At 57.4% G+C, this 25,435-nt stretch carries 25 protein-coding genes; 18 read left to right on the top strand and 7 right to left on the bottom strand.

The annotated features are described in order from the left end of the window. Window positions 1–118 precede the first annotated feature (118 nt). The 3 genes from D0550_RS01595 (at window position 119) to D0550_RS01585 (ending at window position 1,901) form a co-directional block, all read left to right on the top strand. Window positions 119–376, top strand: a complete 258-nt coding sequence (locus D0550_RS01595) for a hypothetical protein (protein ID WP_153066997.1) — start codon at window positions 119–121, stop codon at window positions 374–376. Then, window positions 366–773, top strand: a complete 408-nt coding sequence (locus D0550_RS01590; protein WP_116807349.1) for a FecR family protein — start codon at window positions 366–368, stop codon at window positions 771–773. Before D0550_RS01595 ends, D0550_RS01590 begins: the two co-directional genes overlap by 11 nt. 156 nt (window positions 774–929) lie before the next feature. After that, on the top strand, window positions 930–1,901 hold the full coding sequence (locus D0550_RS01585; RefSeq protein ID WP_116807348.1) for a hypothetical protein: 972 nt from the start codon (window positions 930–932) through the stop codon (window positions 1,899–1,901). A 130-nt stretch (window positions 1,902–2,031) separates the two neighbouring features. Here the strand turns inward: D0550_RS01585 and D0550_RS01580 are convergent, their stop codons facing one another. Next, window positions 2,032–2,871, bottom strand: coding sequence for a DNA adenine methylase (locus D0550_RS01580; RefSeq protein WP_349770694.1), 840 nt, complete (start codon window positions 2,869–2,871; stop codon window positions 2,032–2,034). Between the two features lie 75 nt (window positions 2,872–2,946). Here D0550_RS01580 and D0550_RS01575 point away from each other — a divergent pair, with 75 nt between their 5' ends. Further along, on the top strand, window positions 2,947–3,840 hold the full coding sequence (locus D0550_RS01575) for a DUF7687 domain-containing protein (RefSeq protein ID WP_422664254.1): 894 nt from the start codon (window positions 2,947–2,949) through the stop codon (window positions 3,838–3,840). 1,356 nt (window positions 3,841–5,196) lie between these two features. After that, window positions 5,197–6,129: an HNH endonuclease gene (locus D0550_RS01570; protein ID WP_116807347.1), complete on the top strand. Its 933-nt coding sequence runs from the start codon at window positions 5,197–5,199 to the stop codon at window positions 6,127–6,129. 72 nt (window positions 6,130–6,201) lie between these two features. Here the strand turns inward: D0550_RS01570 and D0550_RS37080 are convergent, their stop codons facing one another. Both D0550_RS37080 and D0550_RS01560 read right to left on the bottom strand, forming a co-directional pair. Continuing rightward, window positions 6,202–6,327: a DUF433 domain-containing protein gene (locus D0550_RS37080; protein WP_116807346.1), complete on the bottom strand. Its 126-nt coding sequence runs from the start codon at window positions 6,325–6,327 to the stop codon at window positions 6,202–6,204. Between the two features lie 2 nt (window positions 6,328–6,329). Next, window positions 6,330–7,937 (bottom strand): TnsA endonuclease N-terminal domain-containing protein, encoded by a 1,608-nt coding sequence (locus D0550_RS01560; protein ID WP_116807345.1) that lies wholly within the window; start codon window positions 7,935–7,937, stop codon window positions 6,330–6,332. Between the two features lie 498 nt (window positions 7,938–8,435). Here D0550_RS01560 and D0550_RS01555 point away from each other — a divergent pair, with 498 nt between their 5' ends. Then, window positions 8,436–9,596 carry a tyrosine-type recombinase/integrase gene (locus tag D0550_RS01555; RefSeq protein WP_116807344.1) on the top strand — a complete coding sequence of 387 codons (1,161 nt, stop codon included), beginning with the start codon at window positions 8,436–8,438 and terminating at the stop codon, window positions 9,594–9,596. A 127-nt stretch (window positions 9,597–9,723) separates the two neighbouring features. Here D0550_RS01555 and D0550_RS35810 read toward each other — a convergent pair whose 3' ends face one another. After that, window positions 9,724–10,143 carry a helix-turn-helix transcriptional regulator gene (locus D0550_RS35810; protein WP_241520686.1) on the bottom strand — a complete coding sequence of 140 codons (420 nt, stop codon included), beginning with the start codon at window positions 10,141–10,143 and terminating at the stop codon, window positions 9,724–9,726. 610 nt (window positions 10,144–10,753) lie between these two features. Between D0550_RS35810 and D0550_RS01545 the strand changes: the two genes are divergently transcribed. Further along, window positions 10,754–11,449 carry a DNA adenine methylase gene (locus tag D0550_RS01545; RefSeq protein ID WP_206606034.1) on the top strand — a complete coding sequence of 232 codons (696 nt, stop codon included), beginning with the start codon at window positions 10,754–10,756 and terminating at the stop codon, window positions 11,447–11,449. Further along, window positions 11,446–12,273 carry an 8-oxoguanine DNA glycosylase gene (locus D0550_RS37075; RefSeq protein ID WP_116807343.1) on the top strand — a complete coding sequence of 276 codons (828 nt, stop codon included), beginning with the start codon at window positions 11,446–11,448 and terminating at the stop codon, window positions 12,271–12,273. The genes D0550_RS01545 and D0550_RS37075 overlap by 4 nt, the downstream gene beginning before the upstream one ends. Before the next feature lie 7 nt (window positions 12,274–12,280). Here D0550_RS37075 and D0550_RS01535 read toward each other — a convergent pair whose 3' ends face one another. The 3 genes from D0550_RS01535 to D0550_RS01525 are packed head-to-tail and all read right to left on the bottom strand — an operon-like array spanning window position 12,281 to window position 14,755. Next, on the bottom strand, window positions 12,281–12,943 hold the full coding sequence (locus D0550_RS01535) for a nitroreductase family protein (RefSeq protein WP_116807342.1): 663 nt from the start codon (window positions 12,941–12,943) through the stop codon (window positions 12,281–12,283). Beyond that, window positions 12,933–13,541 carry a 7-cyano-7-deazaguanine synthase gene (locus tag D0550_RS01530; protein WP_116807341.1) on the bottom strand — a complete coding sequence of 203 codons (609 nt, stop codon included), beginning with the start codon at window positions 13,539–13,541 and terminating at the stop codon, window positions 12,933–12,935. Before D0550_RS01530 ends, D0550_RS01535 begins: the two co-directional genes overlap by 11 nt. Beyond that, on the bottom strand, window positions 13,538–14,755 hold the full coding sequence (locus D0550_RS01525; RefSeq protein WP_116807340.1) for a PfkB family carbohydrate kinase: 1,218 nt from the start codon (window positions 14,753–14,755) through the stop codon (window positions 13,538–13,540). The genes D0550_RS01530 and D0550_RS01525 overlap by 4 nt, the downstream gene beginning before the upstream one ends. 803 nt (window positions 14,756–15,558) lie before the next feature. Between D0550_RS01525 and D0550_RS01515 the strand changes: the two genes are divergently transcribed. From D0550_RS01515 to D0550_RS01460, 10 genes are all read left to right on the top strand, one after another. Next, window positions 15,559–16,206 (top strand): restriction endonuclease, encoded by a 648-nt coding sequence (locus D0550_RS01515; protein WP_206606032.1) that lies wholly within the window; start codon window positions 15,559–15,561, stop codon window positions 16,204–16,206. 243 nt (window positions 16,207–16,449) lie between these two features. After that, window positions 16,450–17,013, top strand: coding sequence for a hypothetical protein (locus tag D0550_RS01510; RefSeq protein ID WP_116807337.1), 564 nt, complete (start codon window positions 16,450–16,452; stop codon window positions 17,011–17,013). Window positions 17,014–17,082: 69 nt separating this feature from the next. After that, on the top strand, window positions 17,083–17,820 hold the full coding sequence (locus D0550_RS01505; RefSeq protein ID WP_116807336.1) for a hypothetical protein: 738 nt from the start codon (window positions 17,083–17,085) through the stop codon (window positions 17,818–17,820). A gap of 782 nt (window positions 17,821–18,602) precedes the next feature. Next, window positions 18,603–19,523, top strand: a complete 921-nt coding sequence (locus tag D0550_RS01490; RefSeq protein ID WP_116807334.1) for a putative phage abortive infection protein — start codon at window positions 18,603–18,605, stop codon at window positions 19,521–19,523. A 205-nt stretch (window positions 19,524–19,728) separates the two neighbouring features. Next, the gene (locus D0550_RS01485; RefSeq protein ID WP_116807333.1) at window positions 19,729–20,442 is read left to right on the top strand and encodes a DNA methyltransferase; all 714 of its coding nucleotides are present in this window, start codon (window positions 19,729–19,731) and stop codon (window positions 20,440–20,442) included. 837 nt (window positions 20,443–21,279) lie between these two features. After that, window positions 21,280–21,831 (top strand): plasmid mobilization relaxosome protein MobC, encoded by a 552-nt coding sequence (locus D0550_RS01480; RefSeq protein ID WP_116807332.1) that lies wholly within the window; start codon window positions 21,280–21,282, stop codon window positions 21,829–21,831. Next, window positions 21,812–22,810 carry a relaxase/mobilization nuclease domain-containing protein gene (locus tag D0550_RS01475; protein WP_161965577.1) on the top strand — a complete coding sequence of 333 codons (999 nt, stop codon included), beginning with the start codon at window positions 21,812–21,814 and terminating at the stop codon, window positions 22,808–22,810. The genes D0550_RS01480 and D0550_RS01475 overlap by 20 nt, the downstream gene beginning before the upstream one ends. Before the next feature lie 709 nt (window positions 22,811–23,519). Beyond that, window positions 23,520–24,074: a BrxE family protein gene (locus D0550_RS01470; protein ID WP_116807330.1), complete on the top strand. Its 555-nt coding sequence runs from the start codon at window positions 23,520–23,522 to the stop codon at window positions 24,072–24,074. After that, window positions 24,071–24,856, top strand: coding sequence for a BrxA family protein (locus D0550_RS01465; RefSeq protein WP_116807329.1), 786 nt, complete (start codon window positions 24,071–24,073; stop codon window positions 24,854–24,856). Before D0550_RS01470 ends, D0550_RS01465 begins: the two co-directional genes overlap by 4 nt. Then, window positions 24,853–25,428 (top strand): BREX protein BrxB domain-containing protein, encoded by a 576-nt coding sequence (locus tag D0550_RS01460; protein ID WP_116807328.1) that lies wholly within the window; start codon window positions 24,853–24,855, stop codon window positions 25,426–25,428. Before D0550_RS01465 ends, D0550_RS01460 begins: the two co-directional genes overlap by 4 nt. Window positions 25,429–25,435: the final 7 nt, after the last annotated feature.

Genomic DNA, 25,435 nt, shown 5'->3' with positions numbered 1-25,435 from the left:
GTTTGGGTCGGTCTCCATAAGTTGGCTAAAATGTATGAATGGACAGCACGAGTTCACACGGGATGTCTGGTTGGTCTATGAAGTTGGGCGACGTCATCGTGATACGTCAGAGGTCCAGATGAGCGCAGATTTCGACGCCTTGGCGGAGAAAGCGGTCGTGCTTTGGTGGCGCATTGGTGGCATCGGACTGATCGTGTTGTCGTCCTTGGGAATTTTCTCCTCCGTGCTCATGCTTCTGGTGGCGCTCCTCGGCTCGTCAGATGATCGCGCCGGTGCCGTCCTTGGGGCAGTCGGGACCGGGGCGGTATCTAGTGCATTCATGTATTTGGGCATTCGGTTAGCGTCTGCCACACGGCGCGATCTGCATGACGTATGACAAGCTGTTGGATGGCATGAGGCTCATCTATGCGCTGCTTGTTCCGGTGGTGGCAGGCTGCAGCAGTACAGCGGCGAAGCCAACGCATGAAGACACGCTGCCAGTGATAACGTCGCAGCCCACGACGGTGTCATTGGAGCACCCGATCCTGACCTTCGACGTAATCCCGATTCCGCGCGAATGTGTCACCGACAAGGTATCGGGCGATGTTGAAGTTCTAGAGAGACAGCGCGGGTGGGTCCCTTTGACGAACAACGTGCGACTCACGGACGGCTCGAAGCTGCGGATTGGCGCTGGGGCCAGTTTTACCATTCGGTTCTCACCAGCGGAGCGCGTCGAGTTCAGTCCCGCTGAGGCGGAACGTTGGGTGGTCTTGGATATACAGAGTGGCCAGTAGAGGTCATAAAGAATATGGGATTCACCTGTACAGCCTGTGGTCAGTGCCACGAGGACACTCAGCAACAGTTGGATGACCGCATCCGACAGCGAAACTGCCAGGGGTGTGCAGAGCTAGAGGAGCGGGCTGCTGGGCACACGGTGTAAGCTAGCCGCCATGAACTACAACAAACAGCCGGGCGGGATCTTGTTCATCATGCAGCGTCGTTGTTGGGCACTCCTGCTCTGTGGACTCGCGGGACTGCATTTCTTCAATGTGGCCGCGGCCGAAGGGGAGATGTCAACTGCGGGTGAAGCGCCACTTTTCATCTATTCGTTCACCGGAAATCCGAAGGTGTCGTCGGGCAATTTGCCTTGGGGCACGGCCATGATCGCCGAAGGCCTCGCCAGCCTCGGCGACATGCCGAACAAGCCACTGGTGGAAAAGATGAAGAGCGAGCTCGACCAGGTCGACCAGAAGCAGAGATTTCAGAGCAGCTTCGGTTGCCTGTTCTCACCCTGCAAGCAAGTTCAGTTGCTGACGAAGCCGCCGTTCCAGTACATGCGCGCCAGCGTCATAGAGACGAGCGACGAGATAACGGGTCTGCTCGATCACCATAAGACGGGCAGTGTCTGGGTGTTGGACATTACCGAGCAGTTCCATGTCGGCGGCTACAACCTTTCCGTCAGGGCTACCGAAGCGTATTTCGATGCGGCTGGAGTCCGTCAATACCGTCCGCTTCAAGTCATGTACTGGGATCCGTACTCCGCGCGGCTCGACGCAACTTCACGCGGCATGGCGACTCCCGATGCCAAGGCCCGGCCGCGCTTCAACACCAAGGAAGCAAAGGCTGCTTACTGGTTTGGCACCAGTCCAACGAGACTACAAAGCGCAATGTCGGCGGCTCCGTCAGGCGCCGCCGATTTGTTGAAGCTCATGATCGATCTGCCCAGGGACAGCTCGCTGGTGAGCGGTCGCGAGGCCTTCGGCAAACTTCCCAAGCTCAAGGAGCTGCGCTCGAAGAAAGAGGCTTCCTGCACGGCCGCCTATTGTTCGACGCGTGTATTGCAGGATCTTGGCGAGCGCTTATATCTGGAAGCAGACTGGGGCATGCCCTGGCTGATCTCGACGCCGAGATGGGGACTGTGACAGTGGCGCCAAGTTATCCACATTATGTGTGGATAACCCTGTGCATCAACTCAAAAATCCTACACCAATAGGGATAAAACGCGAGCTGGTGATTTTTTGAGCAACGGAGCCTCTCGGATTGATTGAACAGTCAATACGTGAGCAGCAGTCGGTCCGTGACGTGTTCAGACTCCAAAGTTTGACCATCCATTTGGAAGCGCCGAAGCATTGAGCGACCAAGGTGCACATGTACCTCCCGTTTGAACAGGCCGTCCGGGATGGGCAGTGAGATCTTTTTGGTGCCTGACTTCTTTGTGCCGTCGATACTCAACGCGATATAGACGCCTCTGCGTTTGCAGTCGGCAATGACCGAGAAGAGGCGCGGCAAACTGAACCCCTGCGCACCATAGATGATGGCTTGACTATCGGCATACGGCGGATCGAGATAGCAAACATCGCCGGCCTTTGCGCGGCTCATGGTTTCTTCAAAGGATGCGTGCACGAACTCAACGCCCTTGGTGCGAGCCGCCCAGATTCTGGCGCGTTCTGCAAAGCTCTCTGGTGCCATTGGACGATGGGGGCCGCACGGTGTGCTCATGTAACCATCTGCCTTGCGAAAGCGAATGACGCCGCCATAGCAGACGCGAGACAGGAACAGTAAATCTGCGCCTGTGGGCGACGCGTTGTAGTTGGCCTTGATCTTCTCGTAGGCCTTGATTTTGCCAATTTTGGCTATTAGCGCGTGGCGTTTAGCATACCAGCGGATCAGTTCGTCAGTGTCATCATGTAACTGCTGCCAGATTTCCATTAGTGGTTTGAACACGTCTGCTGCGACAGCACGCTTGGGTGCCAGGTGCGCAAGCACTGCGCCGCTGCCCAGGAAAGGTTCGTAATAGGTGCCGAAGTTCTTTGGCAGATGGTGGATGATCTGAGTTGCAAATTTCTGCTTGTTGCCGATCCACTTGAGTAATTGCCCCTTCAGCTCAGGCATGGCCCGGTCGTCGTCATTGAGCGGCAGTGTGGATTGGATGTACTCTCGGCCCTTCATCATCTTCGAAGAAGAACCGTGCGAGCTAGCGTCAATTTCAAAGGGCTCGATAAGAGTTTCTGGGCTCATGTACGTTCTTTGTCTCAAACTCTAGGCTACACGGTGCGCCGAATGGATGCCGTAAAGGCGCCGACGTTCGCCGAAATGCTTAGGGGCATGAAAAAGCTGGAGCTTGTCACCGATCATCTTGTTCAACGTGGCAAGCCCACAGACTTTGCGAAACAGATCCTCGATTACTTTGCGTTCCGTGCGGAGGTCTTGAACAACACCGTTCAGCATCAGCTTATGGATGCAGAGGCCGCCAAAGCACTGTATGAAAAACTGCTCGGGGTTCAGAAGTACAGAATCGCAGCGACGATGAATAAGCAGAAGGGCGACAAGAAGCAAATCGCTTACCTGACCGCGATTGTCAACATGCTTATTGAAGCAAATTCGGAGGGAATCGAATACGCCCATGATCCTCAGAAGTTGACAACAGTCACCAGGAACGGGCGCCCCCTGCGGACTCTCTCCAGACGAGTGGATGGGGCGTTCCCCGCAACAGTCAATCCAGTCGCGATCTGGGAGATCAAAGAGTATTACCACACGACAACTTTCGGAAGCCGAGTCGCGGATGGCGTCTATGAAACGCTTCTCGACGGAATGGAGCTTGAAGAAATGCGGTCGGAGGAAGGCGTGGCAGTCGAACACTTGTTGATCGTCGACGCCAAGCCGACGTGGTGGAGCAGCCGGGGGCGAGGCTACCTCTGCAGAATGGTCGACATGCTTCACATGGGATACGTTCAAGAAGTGTTGTTCGGGCGCGAGGTCGAGACGCGTTTGCCGGAGATCGTCGGGGATTGGGTCAAGCTGACCCGCGCGCGCCAAGCTGTGGCCAAGGTTGTGCTGCCGAACCAAGCCGCTTTGCTCTAACCCTCGCGAAGAATCCAACGCATGTAGCCCCCTCCCTACCATCCGCCTACGGTACACGTTTCGGCCGCAGTGAGAAACGTCCCGTCGAGGGATCTTTGGGGTTTCTGGTCGAGACCTGTCGAAGTCGCTTGATCGCATAAGTTATTGATTAACTGGTAGAAAAGCTGAGCGATCGCCTTGTCGTCTCTCGCGCACCGCGCGGTTGGCCGCTGAGAGGCTCGCGAACCTCCGGATGGTGTCGCCTGGCCTGAGTGGTTGCTCGCGCGCCTGGTTCGAGACAGGGGTAGTCGTGCGCCCGGCGCGCGGTCTCCTACCAGATATGAGCTGGCGATCCGGGCTCACATCGTTGAAGGAGTAGGGCGGGTGATGGCCGATTTGCTGACCCGCGACCAGGTTCGCGGCCTCATGAAGAAGGTAATGGTTCAGGTGCCTTCGACCGGCCAAGGTAAGTCGCGCCCTCGCGGCGGCATGGAAGCAGCAAGGACTGTGCTGGGCGTGCTTCGTGAGCGGATGCTGAAGCGGACAGACAATCCGGTCTCCGGAATGGAGGACAACCTGCCTAGGAAGAGGCGTAAGGAGCGCATTCTATCTCTGGAGGAAGCGCAGATCGTTTGGCGCGCCGCCGGAACACTGGGCTATCCGTTCGGGCCACTATATCGCCTGATCTTTGCTTACAGGGTCTCATCGCGGGCGGAGTTCACTCGATCGCGGGAGCCGGGGCGGATACGACGGAGATTGTGGCGGTGGATGGTGCGTCTCGGGATGGGCCGGTTACGACGAGGACGCGAATGCGTGCATCGAAGATCGGGCCGAGGAGGTCGTCGGCGGACGCGGCCGTAAAAGCCGTGAACCAGCTGCTCGATCATGCATCTCGTCGATGCCGGTTTGTTCGCGCATGCGTTGGACGATCATGGCGCGGCGGTCTTCGTCTTTCAATTGCGGCCTTGGTGGAAGGCTGGCGGGAGTTTGAGCTCACGCGTGCTCGCGCGCTGATTTAGATCAAGGAACTTGTGAGCTGTCGGCCCGCTGAGGGTGTGCTGGTAGGTAGTCGCTTCGCAGACCTGTGAAAGCCGCCCATCGCTGGCTCAATTGGCGCGATCTTATCGTGGCCGCTTTTCAAGACTTTGGCCGTGGAGGTGGGACTCGTGATAACTGAGTTTGGGCTGTGGATGGCGGTCGTCGGGATGAGCCGGTCAAGACGACATCGCGGTATCTGATCTCGTCATCACCGCTACGGTGTCGGCTTCTTTTCCAGTTTCGCTGTCGTAGTCACAGCCTAGCCTGACCACCATTGGCTGCCTGTTGGTGAAGATAGAAACAAATAGCTATATTAGCCGAGGGTGAACGGAGGTCACGGTGGTCGTGGTCGCTAACGATGACTCAGCAATACGTGAAGCTGCCTTCGCGGCCATTCGGCAGCTCGCCGAGGTACAGGGCGATCTAACCTCGGCAGATCTCAAGGCCGGCTTTCAGTTTCAGGGAACGCGCGTACCCCTGATCAATCCGCAAAGAGGGATCTTCAAACCACAGCGGATGCGGTACCTGCTTTCCATCCGCACCGTTTTCCCGAAACCTGGAGCTCGCGTCTGGTACGACGATCAACGATCGGTGCACGGTCAGATCTATCAGGGTGAAGAGCAGGTCGAGTACGCGTTCATGGGCACTGATCCCAACGCCGCAGACAATCGCTGGCTGCGCGAGGCGATGGAGAGTCGGACTCCAATCATCTACTTCCTTGGCGTTGCGCCCGGCCTATACAAGGCAATCATTCCTACCTACATCGTGGGTTGGGACGCTACGAAACTAAAGGCGAGTCTCGCTTTCGGCGTAGCGGAGAAATCAACGGTCCCCGAATATCCCGCCACCAGCGGCGAGCGACGCTATGCTCTCAGGGAAGTCAAGCAGCGACTGCATCAGGCGTCGTTCAGAGAGGCGGTCTTCGCAGCATATCGAAGTAGGTGCGCGATCTCGGGACTGCCGGAAGTTAGATTGCTAGATGCGGCGCACATTGTTAGTGACGCGAATGAGGCCCTTGGTCAGCCAATTGTCGCGAATGGTTTGCCGCTGTCAAAGTTACACCACGCGGCATTTGACGCTCATTTGCTCGGCGTCGATTCGAACTTCCGGATTCACGTGTCGCGTCGCTTGCTCATGCAGGATGGCGGACCAATGCTGGAGCTGCTGAAAAGAGTGCATGGAGAGAAGATCCTGCTTCCGGATCGGAAGCGGGATCATCCGGATCCCGATCGATTGCAGATTAGGTTTGATGCATTTAGGGGTTATGAGTAACGCTCGCTCTGTCGCTCGGGGCTCAAGCTGCGGGCAGTGGCGGTCGTGCTTTCGTCGTGGCCAGTTTCGACCTCACGCACTCTTTGCGAGCCAGACTGCATATCGAAGGCCGTGAGGTACGCCTTCGCGTCCGAGTTGCGGGTAGTCTGTGAGAACGTCCTCATCGGTGCTGCCGACGCCGATCTGACCGAGGATCATTCCTACGGTAAATCGCTTGCACTAAGCAACGGACGGAACGACAGCTCGTCTGGTAGCTTGAGGACGCGAACGCCAGGAGCGTCGGTGACGCCCCAGTCACGATTGACGACCATTGACGAGAAGGTGGCGAAATCGAAGCGCCCCTGAAGCCTTGTGAGTTCGTGTCTTACTTGACCAAATGGCAAGGCGCCGTTGGCCAAAAGCTCCTCGATTCTCTCTGCCACTTCCAGTGAGAATGGGTGGCGCGCGATGTCAGTCAACGTTCGTCCCGAGGCATCGATGAGCAGAAATCCGATCCCCCGTGCGCCAAAGTGTCGTAGCGCTGCGCTCGCTTTGGCGAGAGTCTTGTAACGATACATCTGGTAGGCCGGTTTGACCTCGATTACAACCACTTGGCCATCGGTGCTCATGACTGCGACATCGGGGTAGTACTGTCGTTCCCGCCCCGCGAATTGATAGGGCAAGTGAGTCGGTTGCTCCTGATACCATTGCACTGTCGGCGACCGCTCGAGCCATTGATACACGCGCCTCTCAGTACCGGATTCGCACAGCACTGGGCGGCCGAGAAGCTTGCTGTTGATGTCGAACGCTGTGGTGCCGTTTACACGGCCGGGTGTCCGTTTGAGCCCTATCAAATCAGCTGGCGGAGATTCAAAGCGCGCCTGAGTTGCGAAGATTGCCTTGGCCTGAGCTTCTTCCCAGCGGTTGAAGCGCCACGAGCCATGCAGGTTCGGATCATTGGCGGCCTGAGACGCCGCATTGGCACATTCTTGTCTCAAGATCTTGGCAGGTGCGTCCGCACCGGCTGCCCGACAACAAATGAACGTAAGTAGCTCGGCAGCGGCGAAGTTGTCCGTAGCCAACTTGATGATCCACGGCGCTGTGCCTGATGGCTTCGACCAATCCGTGTCCGGGCTGATGGCATTGAGCACAGTACGAAGGCGCGCCGAGCTACCGATCCGAATGGCGAGTTTCGATGCGATCTGGCGGAATGCGCTGTTGCGGAGCTGTCGGATCCGCTCGCGAGACCTTCCAATCGTGCGGGCCAGCGTCGCCATGCTCGGCGGAATGCCGTCATCATCGAGCCCCAACAATTGAAACGTTATGAAACGTCGTTTCCTTTCCCGAACGCATGCACGGATCACTGCGGTTAACGCTTCTCGCAGTCGATCAGGAAGAGGATCGGAGGAGCTGTCTTCGGAATCACCGCTCTGCGGCTGCGCGAGCAGCTGAAGCAGAGTGGCGTCGTATCTATCGTAAGCGCGAGCCACCGCTGTAACCGCCGAGGAAGGAAGATGGCCCTCTGACGCTACCTCCCTGAGTGTCGCGAGCGATGATGCGAGCCCGTCGATTCCGAGTATCAGACGAGTGAGCGCATCTATGCTTTGCGGTGCCTGCACTGGGACGTTTGTCTGAGATCGCGAAAGCCCTTCATTCGGCTGAGAGGAAATCGAAGCGATGAGGCCGTGCCGTTCGGCCCTAATTTGAACAGCCCGCTCGCTGCGCCCCAGCTGATGCGCTATCTCAGCTACGGAACGACCGGCAGCAAATGCATCGAGGAGTATCTGGGTCTCCTCGGGCAACCATCCCTTGCCATGTCGCTCTTTCATGACGTGTGCCCCATCCTGAGTTGTTGGATTCTACAGGTGGAGGGCAGGTCCAGGAAGTTTCGCCAGCTGATTTGAGCCAGGGATGGCGGCGATCAATAGGGCTTTAAGGTAAGCAGAAAAGTGGCGGATGAGTGGAGCAGATAGGTGAAGAGATGGGAGGCGCTGGCTTGCGGTTGCTTGACTGGAGATGTTGGTTTTTTTTGGGTTGATCGAATGAGGAGGGCGCCGTTGGAGGTGGTCGGGCGACAGGATTTGAACCTGCGGCCTATGCGTCCCGAATTATCTTCTGGCGCTTCTATGGGAACGTGATGGAGTGTCGCAAAGACTATAAAAATAGGCATTTCGCGTCTTTCGTAGTTCACGGAGGTGCTCGCTTTCTCAGGCAGAGACGAGCAAAGTATCACCCTGTGGTGGCACCCCGGAGCGGTGGTTTGAAACCCGCAAATCTGAGGCTGGCACCCACGAATTTGAGGTGACACCCCAGGAGCGAGGTGGCTTATGGGCCCGAAGCGACGTCTAACGCTCGGCTCGTACCCGCAGGTCTCTTTGCACGCCGCCCGAGCAAAGGCCAGCGCGTATATCGACCAAGCGAGGCGCGGTGAGAGTCCGATCGAGGCGCTCGAGCGAGTAGCGACCGGGCGCCTCACTGTTGAAGGCCTGGCCGAGAAGTTTCTCACCGACTACGTCTATATCAAGCAACTGCGCGCCGCGCGTAAGTATGAGCTGGCGATCCGGACTCACATCGTTGAAGGGGTAGGGCGGGTGCTTGCTGACATGCTCACTCGCGACCAAGTGCGCGGCCTCATGAAGAAGGTCATGGTGCAGATGCCTTCAACCGGTCAAGGCAAGTCTCGTCCTCGCGGCGGCATCGAAGCAGCGAGATCCGTGATTGGCGTGCTTCGCAAGATGATCAACTGGGGCATTCGGGAGCGGATGTTGAAGCGCACGGACAATCCCGTCGCGGGGATGGAGGACAACCTGCCGAAGAAGAGGAAGAAGGAGCGTGTCCTGTCTCTGGAGGAAGCCCAGATCGTTTGGCATGCCGCTGGAACGCTTGGCTATCCGTTCGGTCCGCTCTATCGCCTGATCTTGCTAACTGGTTGCCGTCCCGGCGAGTGGTCACGATGTCGCCGGACATATATCGACCTCAAGCAGTCGTTGCTGGTCATTCCGGCGCAGGCATACAAGAGCGATCACGTGCATGTGGTGCCGCTTGTTCCGTTTGCGGTTCAAATACTCGACCACACTTTGACGAACTACGCTGGACGACAGGGCGACTTCGTCTTCAGCGGCACCGACGGCCTATCGCCGGTGTCGGGTTGGACCAAGGCGCAAAGCAGAATGATCCGTGCGATGACGGCTGTGAGCGGCGAGCGGGGCGTGGCGCCGTGGACGCCACACGATCTGCGACGAACAGTTGCCACCCGGATCGCCGAGCAGCTGGGTGTCGGTGGTGAGCAACTGATCAAGCGAGTGCTAGGCCATGCCGATGGCAGCGTAACTGCGATCTACAACCGATACGGCTATGTGAAGGAGATGCGCGAGGTTCTCGAGCGCTGGATGGAGGAGCTCACTGGTGGTGATTTGGATGCCGCGAGCGTATGGCCCGAGCCGGAGATGGTGCCGTATGTGATCGTCGAGCCCACGGAGGTGGCTTGAGTGGGAACCGCTGCGGCGAACTGGTGGCGCGCTGAAGGACGTTAGGCAAGAGAAAGGCCGCTCGGAGGCCGCGACAATGCGGCGCTGCCGAGCGCTCAAGCTGATGGGTCATGTGAGTCGAGCCAAGTCAGCGTTCGATCAGAGGCGTGTTGGATGTGATACGTGCGGCGAGCCAGGCCTGCACTTCCGCTTCCACCCACGCGACACGTCTCGGCGTCAACTGCACTCGCATCGGAAAGTCACCTTCATTCTGGAGCTGATAGATCTTCGTTTTGCTCAAGCCGGTGATGGCTGCGACTTGCGAGAGCCGGAGCATTCGAATCGGTGTGGCGCGTCGTGCATCTTGCGGTACTTCCGATTGTGTCGGAGAGACCGGATCGATCGAATGACCGGTGAGTGCGCGTGCTTCGACTTGCCCAGCCGTGTGGGCCGGGTGCGTAGCTGCTGGTGAAGTGGGTATCGCACGGAGCGATCGGGACGGATAGGGATTCATGATCGTTACTCCTGATGTGATTTCGATGATCGAGGCAACGAAGCTCAACTCCATGGGCAGCATCCCTCAGTGGCGAGGAAATGTCAGCGGGGAGTTTCGCCGAAAATTCGGCGAAACAAATCCGATATGTGCACCGAGTTTCGCCGCATTTGCGTGGGGCTTTACTCAACTGTCGGGACGGTATTACTCGATAAAGATCATTCCTGGCCGGCGAGTAAATGTCAGCCGGAGAAATTGACGGGAATTGATAGAAACAGAGGTGTGTTAGCTCTGTTCGGAGAGTGATTGCAAGAGGCCTAGGCGAGTAGTGCATGCGGCACGTCCTTAGTTCATCAAGATAACCCGGATTGGCGGCGCTGATGTTCAACGTGCTGTTGATGGTGCGCGCTGATTGTAAAGGTCGCCGGCAGTGAAACTCCCGCATCCGAAAGCGACGGGATAGAGCAGGGGCAAACCGAGCAATCCGGTCACCAGAGTCGTGCAGTGAGTTTCGCCGAGAAAGCGGTTGAAACTGGTTGCGGTTGATTGCGTGGTCGGGCACCACACTGGCGCATCAGTCTTAGTGGGCCGCCTCCGGTAGTCATGCGCGGTTTCTGAAATGCCGCCGCGCCATCAACTTCGCTGTCACACGTGAAGCGTCTTGACGTCATCGTCGGAACTGACGATGATTCGACGCATGCGCTATCCCGGTGGCAAAGGAAAGACCTATCAGCACGTAATCAACTTGATGCCTCCGCATCGCGTCTATATTGAGACTCATCTCGGTGGTGGAGCCGTGTTGAGGCACAAGCGACCTTCGTTTCGCAGCATTGGGATTGATGCAGATCCGAAAGTAGTTTCAGCGTGGCGCGTTGAGAGTGCTCCTGGAATCGAACTGCTGTACGGGAGAGCTGAGGATTTCCTCGTGAATTACGCATTCCGGGGGGACGAGTTGGTCTATTCCGATCCGCCCTATCATCCGGATACTCGACGGCGGTCGCGAGTTTATGCCTACGACTACTCGGAAGAGGATCACGAGCGACTATTGAAGATTCTTGTGTCTTTACCATGTATGGTCATTCTGTCGGGCTATGCCAATTGCCTCTATGACGAATTACTATCTGGGTGGCGGACACGTAAGTTCAGTGCGAAAACTCATGTCGATACACGAGAGGAAACACTTTGGTTCAATTTTGAGCCGCCTCGGGCGCTCCATGATGGCCGCTATATAGGCGATGACTTCAGGGCGCGTCAGACGATTAAACGTCGCTTGCAAAGGCTGCAAGACAGGGTGACGCGCATGTCGCCGATCGAGCGGTCGGCGTTCGTCCGCTGGCTGAATGATATGTATCCCTGCGAATTCGGGAGTGGCCAACGATGACGCAGACAGTCGCCATTCTTACGCGAACGGGAGCAATCCAACTGGAGCTTCCTTCGCCACAAACGCTCCTGTTGGAGGGAGTTCGATGGGGGGCGGTAGACGCGTTCCCAACTCCTGCGTACTGGCAATTCCAAGTTGTCGCTCGACGTTTATCGGGCTGTCCTCCTAGATACAAACTTGGCCGCACGCTTGCAGAGGAAGTTGGGGCGTGCCTACTGGGTGGGCATGGCATTCCGGCGCCTGTGGGCATCGCCGCATACGAGCGGCTGCGTAGTCTTGAGGCTTTCTCCGACTCACCTCCCTCTCAAGAGAAAATTAGGGCATGGCTTAGTGAGCCTCTTCAGATAGGTGACCGCCAAGTGCGATATCGGTTCGCGGCACAGAAGGCGCGATACTTGGCCGCAGCCCTTCCCATTGTGCAATCGGCGCCTGCATTCCAAAGCGGAAGATGCCTGCGAGATTGGCTCATGGAACTGCCGGGAATCGGACCAAAGACCGCTTCCTGGATCGCTCGCAATTGGATGGACGCCGATGATGTAGCCATCTTAGACATCCACATAATGCGTGTCGGCCAGATAATAGGTTTGTTCCCATCGAACCTCACTGTTGATCGGCACTACTTCGATCTCGAAGCACTATTCCTGCAATTTAGCCGGGCGCTCGATGTTCGTGCTTCGGAGCTTGATGCCGTGGTTTGGCATGAAATGGCGTCCTCTCCCGCAACAGCGCGAGTCCTCATCGATCAGTTGCGCGCCTCCTCAATGGACACGAATCGCCGACGCGGGAAACATGATAGCAGGCAGGTTCGGCTGAGCTTTGTGTAGCGGAGGCTTACGCAGGGCCAAGTGCCGCAAGACCGGCCGCCTGTAGTCGCGTTGCGTCTGAGAGGTAGTCTGTAAGGTAAGGCTGGCCGGTAATGCCGAGGGGACAAAAGGCGAGGCCGAGTGCTTCCGCTACTATCGACATATAACCCAGTGCCACGCCCGCGTCACGCCATACAAGAGTTTCGTGGTTCTCGTACTTGGCAGCTGTTTTTCCGAACTCGGCCACGAGGCCTATGAGCGTGCCCTGGCCGAGGTCTATGAGACTTCCGGCCGCGTCTCGGCTTGCTGCAGCACTTTCCATCGACCCTGCCAGATCGACGAGTGCATGTTCTATCGGGTCGTACCGCATCCATGGGCTCCCGCGCCGAGCTAACAGTACGTGTATAGGATGCATAGCCCCAGCGGACGGATATACCCGAGACTCTTGGTTCGGTCCGAAGGGACTGGCTCGTGAGCTGCGATTGCGGCACGCGAGCCAGAGGAACTCGCCCAGTGCTACGTTTTCCAGTTTGTTACTGAAAGTCCTGCGGGTCTGTCGCTGCTCTAGTAGCGCACACAAATCCAATTTGAGCGGTTGATCGCGTGGTTCTAGCTGAAGCTTCAAGCCAGAGGGCCAATCAAACGGTCGGTACTTCGCGGGGTGTGCGCGGGGCTTTGGGTCAACTACCACCTGCGTACTCCGGGCCTAGTTCCGCAAGCGTTTCAAGATATTTGTTGCAGCCCCGACAATCGCCGCAGGCAATGTCAGCCTTGTGGCAACTATGCGCCCACGCTAGCAATCCGGAAGGCACTGCGGCCAACCTTACCAGCTCTGCAGTTGTATGCGCGATGGCGGGAGCGACAACACTCAGCGTTCCCTCCTGAAGCGACATCAGGCGATCGATGCAATTCACGAAATCCGGCGTCCCATCGCGATGGCTTTCACCATCGGACTTGACGGTCCCGATGTAAAGCGTCCGTACGTCGCGTGAGATCGCTCGCATGCAGGCTAAGGTGATAAGGAGCTGGTTGCGGTATGGCCACCAATCCGAAGTCGATGCGTGGACGTTTGGAATGGTGTGCGCCATGTCACCCGATCCCAGAGCGCCGCAATCGACACGGATAAATTCATGCTCTATGCCGAGTTCCCTGCAGACTTGCGCCGATGAGAGTTGTTCCGCCGCGGCAGCCTTCTGGCCGTAGTCAATAGTAATGGCCCAATGAGGGCGCTTCCACCATGCGACAGCAATCGAGTCCATGCCGCCAGATAAGAGCAATCCTGTCTTCAAATCTTCACCGCTTCCCACAAGGTAGAGTATAGAGCGGTGGTGTAGTCGTCACAGATGATGCATCCAGACCCTTCCATCATCTTTAGGCTCTCACCTTTATGGCGCTCGCTGTACACGATGACGGGCTTATTCAGCGCTCGTGCGTATCCGATCTCGTAGATCGTCCCGGCATCAAGACCATCAGTGATGGCTAGAACCAAATCCGAAGCGCGGATACCTTCTAAGTCCCTTTCAACAACATCCTCGGCGCTTCCGAGCCCGATGTCATGATAAGGCGAGACTACCTTCAATCCCATCCCGAGCAGATTGGCGCGTGCTTGGTGCACCATCCATACCTGCGGCAGGTCGAAAAACGGACCGGCTAGATAAACTTGACGAGGCGCGTTAGTTGGATAATCAGCGCCAAGCTGCACAGGCGAAAATCTCCGCTGCGCTAAAAGATCAGAGGTTGGGAAGCCCTGCGTCTCGCAGTAATACGCTGTCGCTCGAGACGCGATCTCCGCTGCCTCTACGGGTGTCTTACCCTCGTGCATCCACGCGTTCGCGAAATGTGCGACGAAGCAGTCGCCAGAGCCAATTTTCCACACGCGGTTCGTTCTAAAGGCGGGTACCTGCGCTGTCTCGGTTGGCGTCCAGATGAAAGCACCTTCGGGCCCCATCTTTACAATTACGAGTTCTGCGTTTTGCTGCTGCGCTAAAACAGGCGCGGTCTGATTTGGATGTGCTCCCGGTATGCCAGCCATCTGGCTGGCTTCGTCTGTATTCAAGATAAGCGCTAGGTGTTCAGCCGTCGATCCATTTGTACCGAACGGCTGTCCGTTCCTAACATTCTGAGGATCGTACACTGCCCACTTAGCATGCACGACGGCATCGCCTTCGAGCATGCCAAAACGGACGACTTTGTCTTCGGTCAATGTTAGCGGAGCATGCGGCCTTTCGGGAATGCCTCGTATGTCTGGCACTGCCATGTCATACAGGTACGTGAAGCCAACGGTGGTTGGCACCATCGTTGGACTGACTTGAAACGTGTCTAGCCAGGCGCCCTTGTCATTGATGACTTGTAGAGCATCTGCACCCACATATGTGTGTAGAACGACAGGAGTGCCGAACTCAGCGATCGCAAGTGCTGCTCGTCCCGCCGAGCCGTAGATTTCGTTCCAATGAGGGTGAACGCAGTGCTCCCAGTACACGCCGCCGACGATATGCAAGGTCATCAGGCGGTCTCGACAAGGACGCGGATTTGTCCTCCGTTGATGGTCCGGACAGTGGCCTTATATTGGTAGCCGCGGTCTATGCAGTTTCGGAGTCGCGTAGCATCGGGGCCAGCCAGTCCGCCCACTAATTGGTCATTCTTTAGAACTTGCACAACGATCTGTCCCTTCATATTCGCGACTCCAATGTCGAGAACTTCTTTGGGAGCGAGCGTCTCAACAACTGCTGGCCGAGGGCTCGTGAGCTGCGCTTCAAATCGCACCGTGTCACATGGAGAATCGTAGTCGTGACCGCCGCCACCGCCGCCGCCGCTTCCGGACATACGCGCGCCCTCTATTTATTTAATTACCCCTGTAGGTAAATAGACTATATAGTCCGGAGCTTCATTCAGCGCAAGGGGCAATTTGCGGCTTGAGAGAATGTCCTGTCCAGCGAGCTTAATCGAGGAAAAGTTTGTTGTTAGCTTGCAAGGACCATGGTTGAGATTGGCGCTGAATTGGCGGGGGGCTGTCTGCTTTGAGTGGCTGTGGCTGTTCATCAGCGTGGGGCTTGTCTTGGGCGAGTTCCCGAAACAACGGGGTTGAAAATAGTTTGAGATCGTCGACGATGCTTCAGAAAGCGTTTGTTAGTTCGACCACGCCTATATTTCTCACAAATGCATTCCACTGGGCTTGATGCCCTTAAGCGAAGGCTGTCGTACACGGCAGATAAAGTTGCTCGTGTCCACTTCTCCGAAAAGTTAGAAACATTGCCGGAAGCGCAAGCGCATCCCAAGAACCAACGTCACATTGGAATCAATCTCGCTATGACCTCATCGGTGCAATGGAAGGAGTATCAACAAAGAAGCGCAGACTTTTTCCGGCGTCTTGGCCTAACCGCAACCATCGAGAGCGCCGTTGAAGGCGTGCGCGCGGTTCACAGCGTCGATGTCTTAGTTCAAGGCAAGTACCAGGGCATCGAATTCAGGTGGATTGTGGAATGCAAGGCATGGGCGAGCAATGTTCCGAAGGAGAAGGTAATGGCGCTCGCCGCCATTGTGCAGGACGTCGGTGCGGATCGCGGCTTTCTACTGTCCGAAACCGGATTTCAGTCGGGCGCTGTTCGTGCCGCGACAAAAACCAATATCACGTTGGCAAGCCTCGCTGACTTGAACGAGGCGACTCACGAGCACTTAATCGATGCCGCCATCGGGGGTGTAAACTGGCGCCGGTTCAAAGCTTACAATCGCTTGCGCGACATCAAGGAGCAGCGCTATGAAGATGAGTATTTCCCTCCAATGACTCGCCACTTTGGTGCGTTGGCGGTGCTGGAGTTGATGCTGCAGGATGCTGCAAGCAACAAATACCCGATCATCTACGATCAGGGGCGGAAGGGGTTGGCGACTCTTGACGAACTCCTCGCGTACGCCGATGAAGTCATATCCGCGGCGGAGCAATGGTCGCCGAGAGACTAATCAGGAACAAATTTGCAAAGCCAACGATAAAGTCTTCTGCGCTTGCAATCGAATACGCTGGCTAAGGTTTCATCCGTGACGCCGAGTCTGAGCGAACAAAAGCAGCTCGAAGTGTCCTCACTTGTTATACTGACTGCTTGGCAAGAGGGTATTGTATTTCCAGTGGATTGGCGTCGCTGTGCCTGCCGATACCACTTAAGAAGGTTCGGACAACGGCGTTGCTCTAATCTCGGTAGATTCCTTATGGCCAGCCGCACGCGCGAATCCACAGTTCTCATGATTGGCGAAACGCTGCTCATCCTACAGAAATTTGAGCACTATCTAAGTGCGGTGCTACTCAGCATAGTCACACCATCAGAGGCGGATCAGAGACTCCAAAAGGCATTACTCCGCGACAAGGAAACTCTGGGTCGGCTCTTGAGGCACTTTGCTGAGAGAGTTGACCTGCCCGAGCACTTTGACCAAACACTTGACGACCTGTTGGAGCGACGGAACGTATTCGTTCACAATCTCGTCATGGCGCCATGGTTCGATCTCAAGAGTGAGAGAGGCTGCGTCACTCTCGATGAATATATGCGAGAAATCCGTTCGGCGGCTAAGATTGCACTTCATGTGATGATTGCTGTGTCCGTCAAGCGTCCGGCGGTCGGGCTGTCAGATGAAGTTCAGGAGCGCATCGATCGCATTTTGAGCAGAATTCGGAACACGGCCGAACCGTACTTCGGAGAGCTCACGGAAGCTCAATATGTCGAGAAGGTAGTGACGAATGCAATCCAAAACTACTCCTGCAATCCAAGAGAAACTTAACCCATCGCTCCGGGCGCGTTTGGAGCCCGGCCAACGGAACCATCAGACAAGAAGAAAGATTGCAACTACATGACGATAGATCAAGTTATCGCGCTGGCAGCCAGTGTTGGAGCATGCATGTCAGCAATGGTGGCGCTCTTCGCCGTGCGGCAAAATGCTAAACAGAGGGAAGCTTCCTACCGGCCTGAGTTGGTGTTGACTCGGACTGTATTTACAGCGTCAAAGCATCCTGCTAGGGCTGCAAGCTTTGCTGAGTTATGGGTGGTCGAGAGGGACGAAGGGAGTTCTGAAAGCGATGTCGCACCAGCGGCTTTCGCTTTGCCCCTTCGAAATATAGGGCTTGGGGCGGCAAAAGGGCTAACGTTAAAGTGGTCATTCGCGCTTGCCGACCTTGTTGCGACGGTCAATGCGAGAGCTCAGAAGGCATTGGTCCCGGCCTACTTTTCTCTTGAGAAGGGCATGCTGTCACTCAAGTCGGATCGTCTGGGTACCTCAATGTCGATGTGGAAAAATCAACAGGAGGCATCCATAGATTATGCGTTGCCTGCCTCCTTTGATCCCGCGGGCGTTCGTGTCCAAGTTCCGCATGCATACATGCAATTGATATCAGCGCTCATCTACTTCTCGTCAAAGGGCCATGACCCTGAGCCATTTCCAGGTGTGCCGGAATTGGGGCTCGAGCTGGACTACCACGATATTGGGGGCGGCAGGCATCGCGCATCATTTGTGATCGAGTTGCATCTCGTGATGATGCACGGGGATGGTGAGGGTTTTAGGGGATGGTTTCAAAGCAGGAAGGTTGCCTAAAGATAGGTCCAAAGACGCCTGGGCCGAGCAATTGAGATTGACAGGCGAATCGCAACCGAACGCGCCGAGGCGCCCTATTTCGCGGTGCCAGAGGCCCTGCACAAGGATCTGGAGGTCTCTCTTGCCCACCGTCAGGAGACTCAGAATTCTTATCAGGCGCTGAAGCTCGAGAATGCCGAGCTCAGGCGACTGCTTGTCGATGCCACGAGCTGGCGGTCGAAATGGAAGGAGAGGCAGTTGGCTTCGCGCTCGGGTGCAGTGCTTCAGTCCTGGCATCCTTGGTGTGGTGGCAGATAGCGAATTCTGGGGTTGCAGTTTGAATCCTCGTTGCTGAGGGACGCGGCCCGCCTGATCACAACATGACGCTGTCGGCCGGATCTCGGCGGAAGCTCACCAGCTTTGAGGCTGCGTGCTGGGTAAAGCGCATGCCATTTGCTAGAAAGTGGCACTGCTAATACCCAGCCGGCGCACTTCACATGAAGCACTTCGCATGAACGAGATATACATCAGCACCGGCGTTGAAGCGGACGGCCCGATTCCCGGGCCAGACTCCAGACTCAACATCAGTCCGCAGCGTACACCGCCGAGAAGGTGCTCCTCTCCACCTTCTCCGCAAACTTGGAGTCTTTGCCCGGCGGACAGGCGCATCCGAAGATCGACGAGTGTTGGGCGACACAACCTGATGGTGGCGCTCTATTCTTCAACGTGCTCCGAGAAAGCTATTCCGCGGTAGTAGCGTAACAATCGCTGATGCTCTAGTAGGCTCCAACAGAAAAGGGGAGATGATGTCAAAGGATCTCGAGGCCACCAAGCCACAATTGTCAGTCGGGATTGTTAAGGTATTTGCTGCCGCCTTAATCGCGGCTGGAATCGCGGCCCTCGCGTACATGCTTTACTTCTCTCTGTATGTCGGCCGACGCATTTCCACTGAGCCAGATGCTTGGGGACAGTTCGGTGACTATTTTGGCGGCGTGATGAATCCAATTATCGCACTTGCCGCGTTGGGGCTGCTCGCGGTCGGTGTTCGTATACAGAACGATACATTGCGGGAGGCTAAGAAGCAGCTGAACTTACAGCGAGCAGAGCTGGAGCAGACAAGGGCCGTACTATCGAAACAAAGCGAGCAGTTGCAGTTACAGGCAGAGGCCGCTCAGCGAGAGGTTTTTGAGGCTACGTTCTTTCGTCTCATGGAGGCGCTGCGTAGGTTGACCGAAAGTTTCGAGGCTACTTCGAGGTCGCGAGGCATCGGTGCGATGTTCGAGTGGGCAGTACAGCTGAGAGATCACGCTCACGGACAGTTGCGAAGCCGCCAACTGGCGCCTGATGGAGCTGCGAGCGTGCTTGCGAGCTGGTATCCAACTCATCGGCCGAAACTGTCGTCGTACTTTGCCCTGGTTCTGATGACGCTAGAATTCATCGAGAAGAACAATCGTTCCGATGCGATCTTCTACACAGATATTCTTCGCGCGACATTCTCGCCCGGAGAGCTCTTCCTTCTTTTCCACTATGGTGTGGGCGAGAGCGGGAATCACAGATTCAAAGCACTAGCCGAGAAATATGGGCTTCTAGAAGCGTTCGATCCCGAGGATTTCGACCTTCCGGGTGAGCGCCGCTTGTGGTACTCCGCTCGTCGAATTTCTCGTGATTACACTGCCAAACTGGCTACGCTGAGTGCTGCAGAAGAGAGGGAAGTAGGAGGGTGAGTTTGCCCCTGCTCCGCTACGATATCACGCCGTGCTCGCCGTCAATCGAAACCCGCCGGGCTTTCGCGGCATAACGGCACCTCCCCGCGAAGACGCGGGGCCCCCTCCATTATTCCACGTCCCGCCGCGTTTCGATTGACCGCTCCGCGCGCCGTGATCGGGAGAGCGCATCGGCAAACCCACCGATGCCAATGGAGATGCCATCATGTTCCCGGTCAACGAAGTTCTTCAGGGTGATTGCACTCGTGTACTGCGGCGGTTGCCGGATTCGTTCGTCGATCTCGTGATAACCGATCCGCCCTACGGTGTCCGCTATCAAGACAGCAGAGGTCGGACGATTGCGAACGACGATGATCCGAGTCGCATTCTGGGTGCCTTTACAGATCTGTACCGGGTTCTGAAGCCCAACAGCATCTGCATCTCCTTCTACGGTTGGGGCCGGGTGGATGCATTCTTCCGAGCGTGGCGCCGCGCGGGGTTTCGGCCGATCGGTCACATCGTTTGGGCCAAGGACTACGCGTCGCGCACACGCTATCTCCATTACCGTCACGAGCAGGCGTATGTGCTGGCGAAGGGATCGCCGAAGATGCCGGAGCAGCCAATCGATGACATCCAGCCCTGGGTGTACTCGGGCAATCCGGATCATCCGACTCAGAAGGCGGTGAAGATTCTGACGCCGCTCATCGAAGCGTTCTCGCAGCCTGGGCAACTCGTCCTCGATCCCTTCGCTGGCTCCGGTAGCACCCTGGTAGCCGCTGCGTTGAATGGCCGGCGCTACCTTGGTGTGGAGCTGGAGTCCGATTACTTCCGCGTAGCCCGCGAGCGGCTTGCGAAAGTGCAGCGTACGTTGTCTCATTCCCAAGGAGTGACGGCGGCACTTGGGCACGACAACCGGGAAATGGCCACCGCTCGAGGTTGATGGCTTCATCCGGTGGCTGCGCGGGCAAGGCCAGGAGGGCGTCGCTCGATTCGTCGAACGTGCACGCGCGGAGTATGGCTTGTGACGGATAGGTGGCAATCCCAAACGGTCGCGTGGCGTCGCAAGTTGTCGCGCGACCGTTTCTATGTTGGCGACGGCTCCACAATCCACGTCACTGCCACCAGATCCGATTGAGCGCTATAGGCGAGTAGTCTCGCGGCGCGCTGCTTCGATAGTCTCCCGATGTCGTGACGAATAAGAACGGTGAGATCGGGTGAGCTTGTAGGAAAGCGACCCAAGAGCCGCCTGCGGCAAGCTTCCTGCCGCCGCCCAGCCGACAACTGGCCCCGTAGAGATGGGCATCGCCTCGACAGGGCCCCGTCGGCCACCGATGCGAGCACGAGTCTGCTGCTGTCTTGGTGACTGGGCAGGGTCTATCCCTCGCGCGAGCGGCCCCTCGTGTAGCCCGTGATGCAGGCGTCCGGCGGGGTGGTGGGCCAAGATCGAAAGGAGCGTTCTGGGTGATCGTTACACAGGCCGTCGCGTCGCCTGCGTTTGGATGCAAGGCGGTACGCTGACTTCGGCCGAGCACACCCGGCGATATATTCCAGAACTCATGCGCACCGAAATCTCAGTCTCGCCATAAAACACGCGCGATCCGGACCAAAGATCACCGACCTGGAAAAAATTAGCAAATATCGCCAACGGTCGAACTCTCCCTCCTCGAACTACTACGCACTCCGCTGTAATCAGTGACTGCGAAAGTTTGAGTTTTGATCAGAAAAACGGCTAAAGGCAGGATTGGCCTGCGGCTGCTTTTGTTTAACACTCTGGTCCATGGGCACCACGCACCTCATCGCTGCTCGCGTCTCTCCGGAGACGAAAGCGCGGTTCCGCAGTCTCGCGGAACAGCAGCAGATGACGGAGTCGGCGTTGCTGAAACGGCTCGTCGATATGGCCGTACACACCGGCGGCGTGAACGATGCCGATGTTCTGAAGTCGCCAGAGCGACGTCTGCGAGGCGCTCGACTGTGTGTCCGACTGCACCCGGACGATCAGTTGTTGCTGGCGGAAAGGGCGGCAGCTCGGCAGATGCCGGCGGCCACGTACGTTTCCGTCCTGGTGCGCGCCCACTTGCGGGCGCTGTCGCCGCTTCCCAAGGCGGAGCTGATGGAGCTCAGGCGCTCTGTCACCGAGCTCAGTGCGATCGGTAGAAACCTCAACCAGCTGGCTCGTCTGGCGCACCAGCGACCGGGCTCGGTCACACCCGGCGGGCAGGTTCTGCAAATGATGCTCAAGGTATGCGAAGCGATGCGCGCTCACACCAAGGGGCTGATCAAAGCCAATGCCCGGAGTTGGGAGGCAGGCCATGCGAACGATCAGACTTGAGACCGGTCGACCGATCTTGGACATCATCAGCTATGGCCGTGCAGGTCCGGGCGCTCGCCTTTCGCTGACGCCCGCTCAGATCGCACAGATCCACCGGACGGTCTCGCGAGCGCCTGAAGTGGTGGTCAAGGTGACAGGCGGTGGGGGTTCGACCACGGGCCGAGGCGTTAATGCTCATTTCAGCTACATCGGCAGGCGGGGTGAGTTAGAGATCGAGACGGACGACGGCCAGCGTCTGACCGGCCGGGGAGTAGGGTGGCATCTCGTCGATGATTGGGACTTGGATCTGGAGGAGGATCGCAAGCGGCTCGACTTATTCGCGACGAATCGGCGAACGCCGCCGAAGCTCGTCCACAGGCTGATCTTCTCCATGCCGGCGGGCACGCCGCCGCAGAAGGTTCTAGCGGCCGTCCGCGACTTCTCGCGTGAGGAGTTCGGATTCAAGCACCGATACGCGATGGTGCTGCACACGGATGAGCCACATCCGCATGTGCATGTCGTGGTGAAGGCGCTTAGCGAAGATGGCGTGCGACTGAACATTCGCAAGGCGACTCTGCGATATTGGCGGCAAGAGTTTGCGCGACAGCTTAGAGCGCACGGCGTTGAGGCGAGCGCTACGGAGCGTAGTGTGCGCGGCCAAAGTCGGGCACCGAAGTTGGACTCAATTTTTAGGGCAGCTCAGAGGGGACAGTCGTCGCACGTGGCCGCGCGGGTGAACGATGTCGTGCGCGAGTTGAAAGCAGGGTCCCTGGACAGATCCGGTGCCGCTCAGCTCCAGCGAACGAGATTAAAAGTCCTGCGCGGTTGGAAAGCCGTGCGGGATCTTCTGCTCGTTGAGGGACGGCATCAGCTTGCCAATGATGTTGCGGGGTTCGTCAACCAAATGCCGCCCGCGCGCACCGAAAAGGAGGAGTTAGCACATGAGCTAATGACGCTTGCGCGTCAGCAGCGTTCGAAAGATAAGCATCTCGTTCGATGATAGGTAAGGCGAGCGTTCAAAGACGATTGTGAATGTTCGAAAGATGGAGGATTAGAGATAATCGCACGTTCGCAGAACTGGTAATGCAGCGCTATCAGCCGGATCGGTTCATGTGGAACGCCGCAGACGCGAAGGAAGTTTGGAGCGAGGATGGCGAGCGGTCGACCAGCTTCTCGCGGCCTACGGAAACGCGAACTCGCTGACCAAGTAGCGCATTTCGTCCGCCGAATGTCCGCCAGCAGACCGAAAGGGAAAGGGGTGTGTGCAGATGTGCTCGCCCAGCCGCGGCGTCGGACCGCCACGGCGGGACCGACGCAAACTTGGATCCCACGACCGGAAGCGGTCCGGTAATCGAGACTGCCAAGCAGAGCTGAAAGGCCCGTGGGTTCAGCTTGCCGGGATTTCTGGCGATCATTAGCTGCTCTCCGGAGTGACCTCGCGAGCTGGGTTGTCGCAGTAGCAGTTCTAGATACGCATCTCCGGTGCGCCGGACATGCCGTAAGGCACTGCCGAAGGGTAGGGGAACGGCGGGTCGCTGAATTTGGGCTCCAAATAAGCCATTCCCTAGTCGACAGAAACGGGCTGGAAGGCTAATCTTTGCGACTAAGATCAACGATTTACAAGAAGATGGCGGGGACACTTGCGTATTGTGGGCTGGGACTAACGGACTTCACGCGGCGGGGCCTCGCCATTACGGAGTTTTACAGAATTGATTGACCTTGACCGCCTGCTGCGACTGCGTGTCGTGGTTGCGCGCTTTGGTGAGATGGATCTCGCGAGATGGTGGAACACGAAGGGACAGCTTGGGCGTCTCGGCGCGCTGACGCTGAAACGCGGGTTCCCGCGCACCTACCGCTTCGCCCAGGCGCGTTCTGTATTCGTAGTCGCTGCGCATAGATGCGCTGAGTGGTTCAATCCACCGAACTCGGTCACGCTGTGGCATTTGCCAGAGTCGATCGAAGAAGGGTTTGACGCTCGCTGGGAGCAATGGCTCGACTCTGCCAACGAGTGGTCCTCGTTCTTCGAGAAGGTTGAAGCGATCCAGGGTAATGACCTCGTCGAGACGCTGCGCGCATTCGAGGTAGTTAGTGATAGCGACCTCGACGCGTACGCGCGTCTTCGCCGTTCGAACGAAGGTCGAGCCGTTCCACTACCGAGCCCGTTCTCATCGAGCGACTCAGACATTGCCTTGCTTGCGCTTGGCTTCGCGCGAGGTGAACCGAACTCGTTGGCAGTGCCATATGCCAGGAGGGCGGGCGCTTGAAGTTGTCCGCTCGTGCGAATGTCGCGTCGTCTTTCACGATCATCAAGGGCGCGATGATCGAAGAGACCTACGCCGTGTTCGCGGCTTGGGACTTCGAGCGCTCGAAACGCGACAACCTCGACCGCCTGCGCGAGCAGAACTTTATCGGCGCGAGCAGTTCCACCTGGCTTCGTGACGTTGCCAAGGTGCTGAACCGCCGCTTCGACCCTGTCGGCCGCGACCGCTCGCTAGTGGTGCTGGCGAAGCATGGCCTGCCTGTCGAGGAATGGAAGCCTCTGCTCCTCTGGCACATAACTCGTGACGAGTTTCTGGTCCGTGACTTTCTCGCAAACTGGCTATTCGACGCCTACGACTCTGGAGCTTTCCGCGTCCATGCGGACGACGTAGAGAAATACCTCGCGACGATCGAGAACCGTGGCGGGAAAACAGAGCATTCGTGGTCGGAGCAAACCACGAGGCGTGTGGCGGCGGGACTTCTGAAGATCGCCGTCGACTTCGGCTTGCTGCGCGGCTCCGTCTCGAAGGAGTTCGTTTCGTCCCACTTGCCTGAGCGAAGCTTTGTGTACCTGCTTCACGCGATGCGCGATGAGAACCTGAGCCCCAGCAAGCTCATCTCGTCTCGCGATTGGCGCTTGTTTTTAATGCGCCCTGCCGATGTCGAACACGAACTCCTGCGGCTTCACCAGTACCGCAAGCTTGAATACCACGTTGCCGGTAGCGTTGTGCAGCTGTCTCTGCCGTGCACGAGCACCCGCGAGTACGCGGAGAGGATGGTTGCATGAGTGAGCTTGAGCAGCGAATCAAACAGAGCCTGGAGCCCGTACTTGAACTTCCTGACCCCCGGGAGCGCATCAGTGCGTACCACGACATGCCGTACGCGTTGTTTCGCTACGACCCCGAGGAAGAGTTTGAACTGCGCAAGCAAGTGACGCTGCTCGAGACGCGCCTTTCACAGAAGGGAAAACGCGTGAAGCGTATCTCTCTGGCAGAGTGTCTCGATGAGGCGATGCGCTCGCAGCGCCCACTTCAGGAGTGGTTCACCGCAGAGCGAGAACAGGGCGTCGAGACGATGGTCGAGACCATTCACTCAGTGCTCTCTGAGTATTCGCCACTCGTTGACCTCGTCGCCGCGCGCATGCCGGACGACCCCGATCCGTTGCGCGACGTAGTCTTCATCGTGCGCACAGGGGCGCTTTTTCCCGTGTACCGCACCTTCTCGCTGCTCGAGCAGCTCAAGGGCCGCGTACACGTACCCACCGTTCTCTTTTACCCCGGCGATCTCGATGGCGCGGCAGGCCTGCGCTTCATGGGCGTGCTCGACGCAGAGCACAACTATCGCCCGAAGATCTTCTGAGGACCGC

The sequence above is a fragment of the Steroidobacter cummioxidans genome, assembly GCF_003104955.1.
The sequence above is the reverse complement of the archived record's forward strand: the minus strand, read 5'-3'. Positions and strand labels throughout refer to the sequence as shown.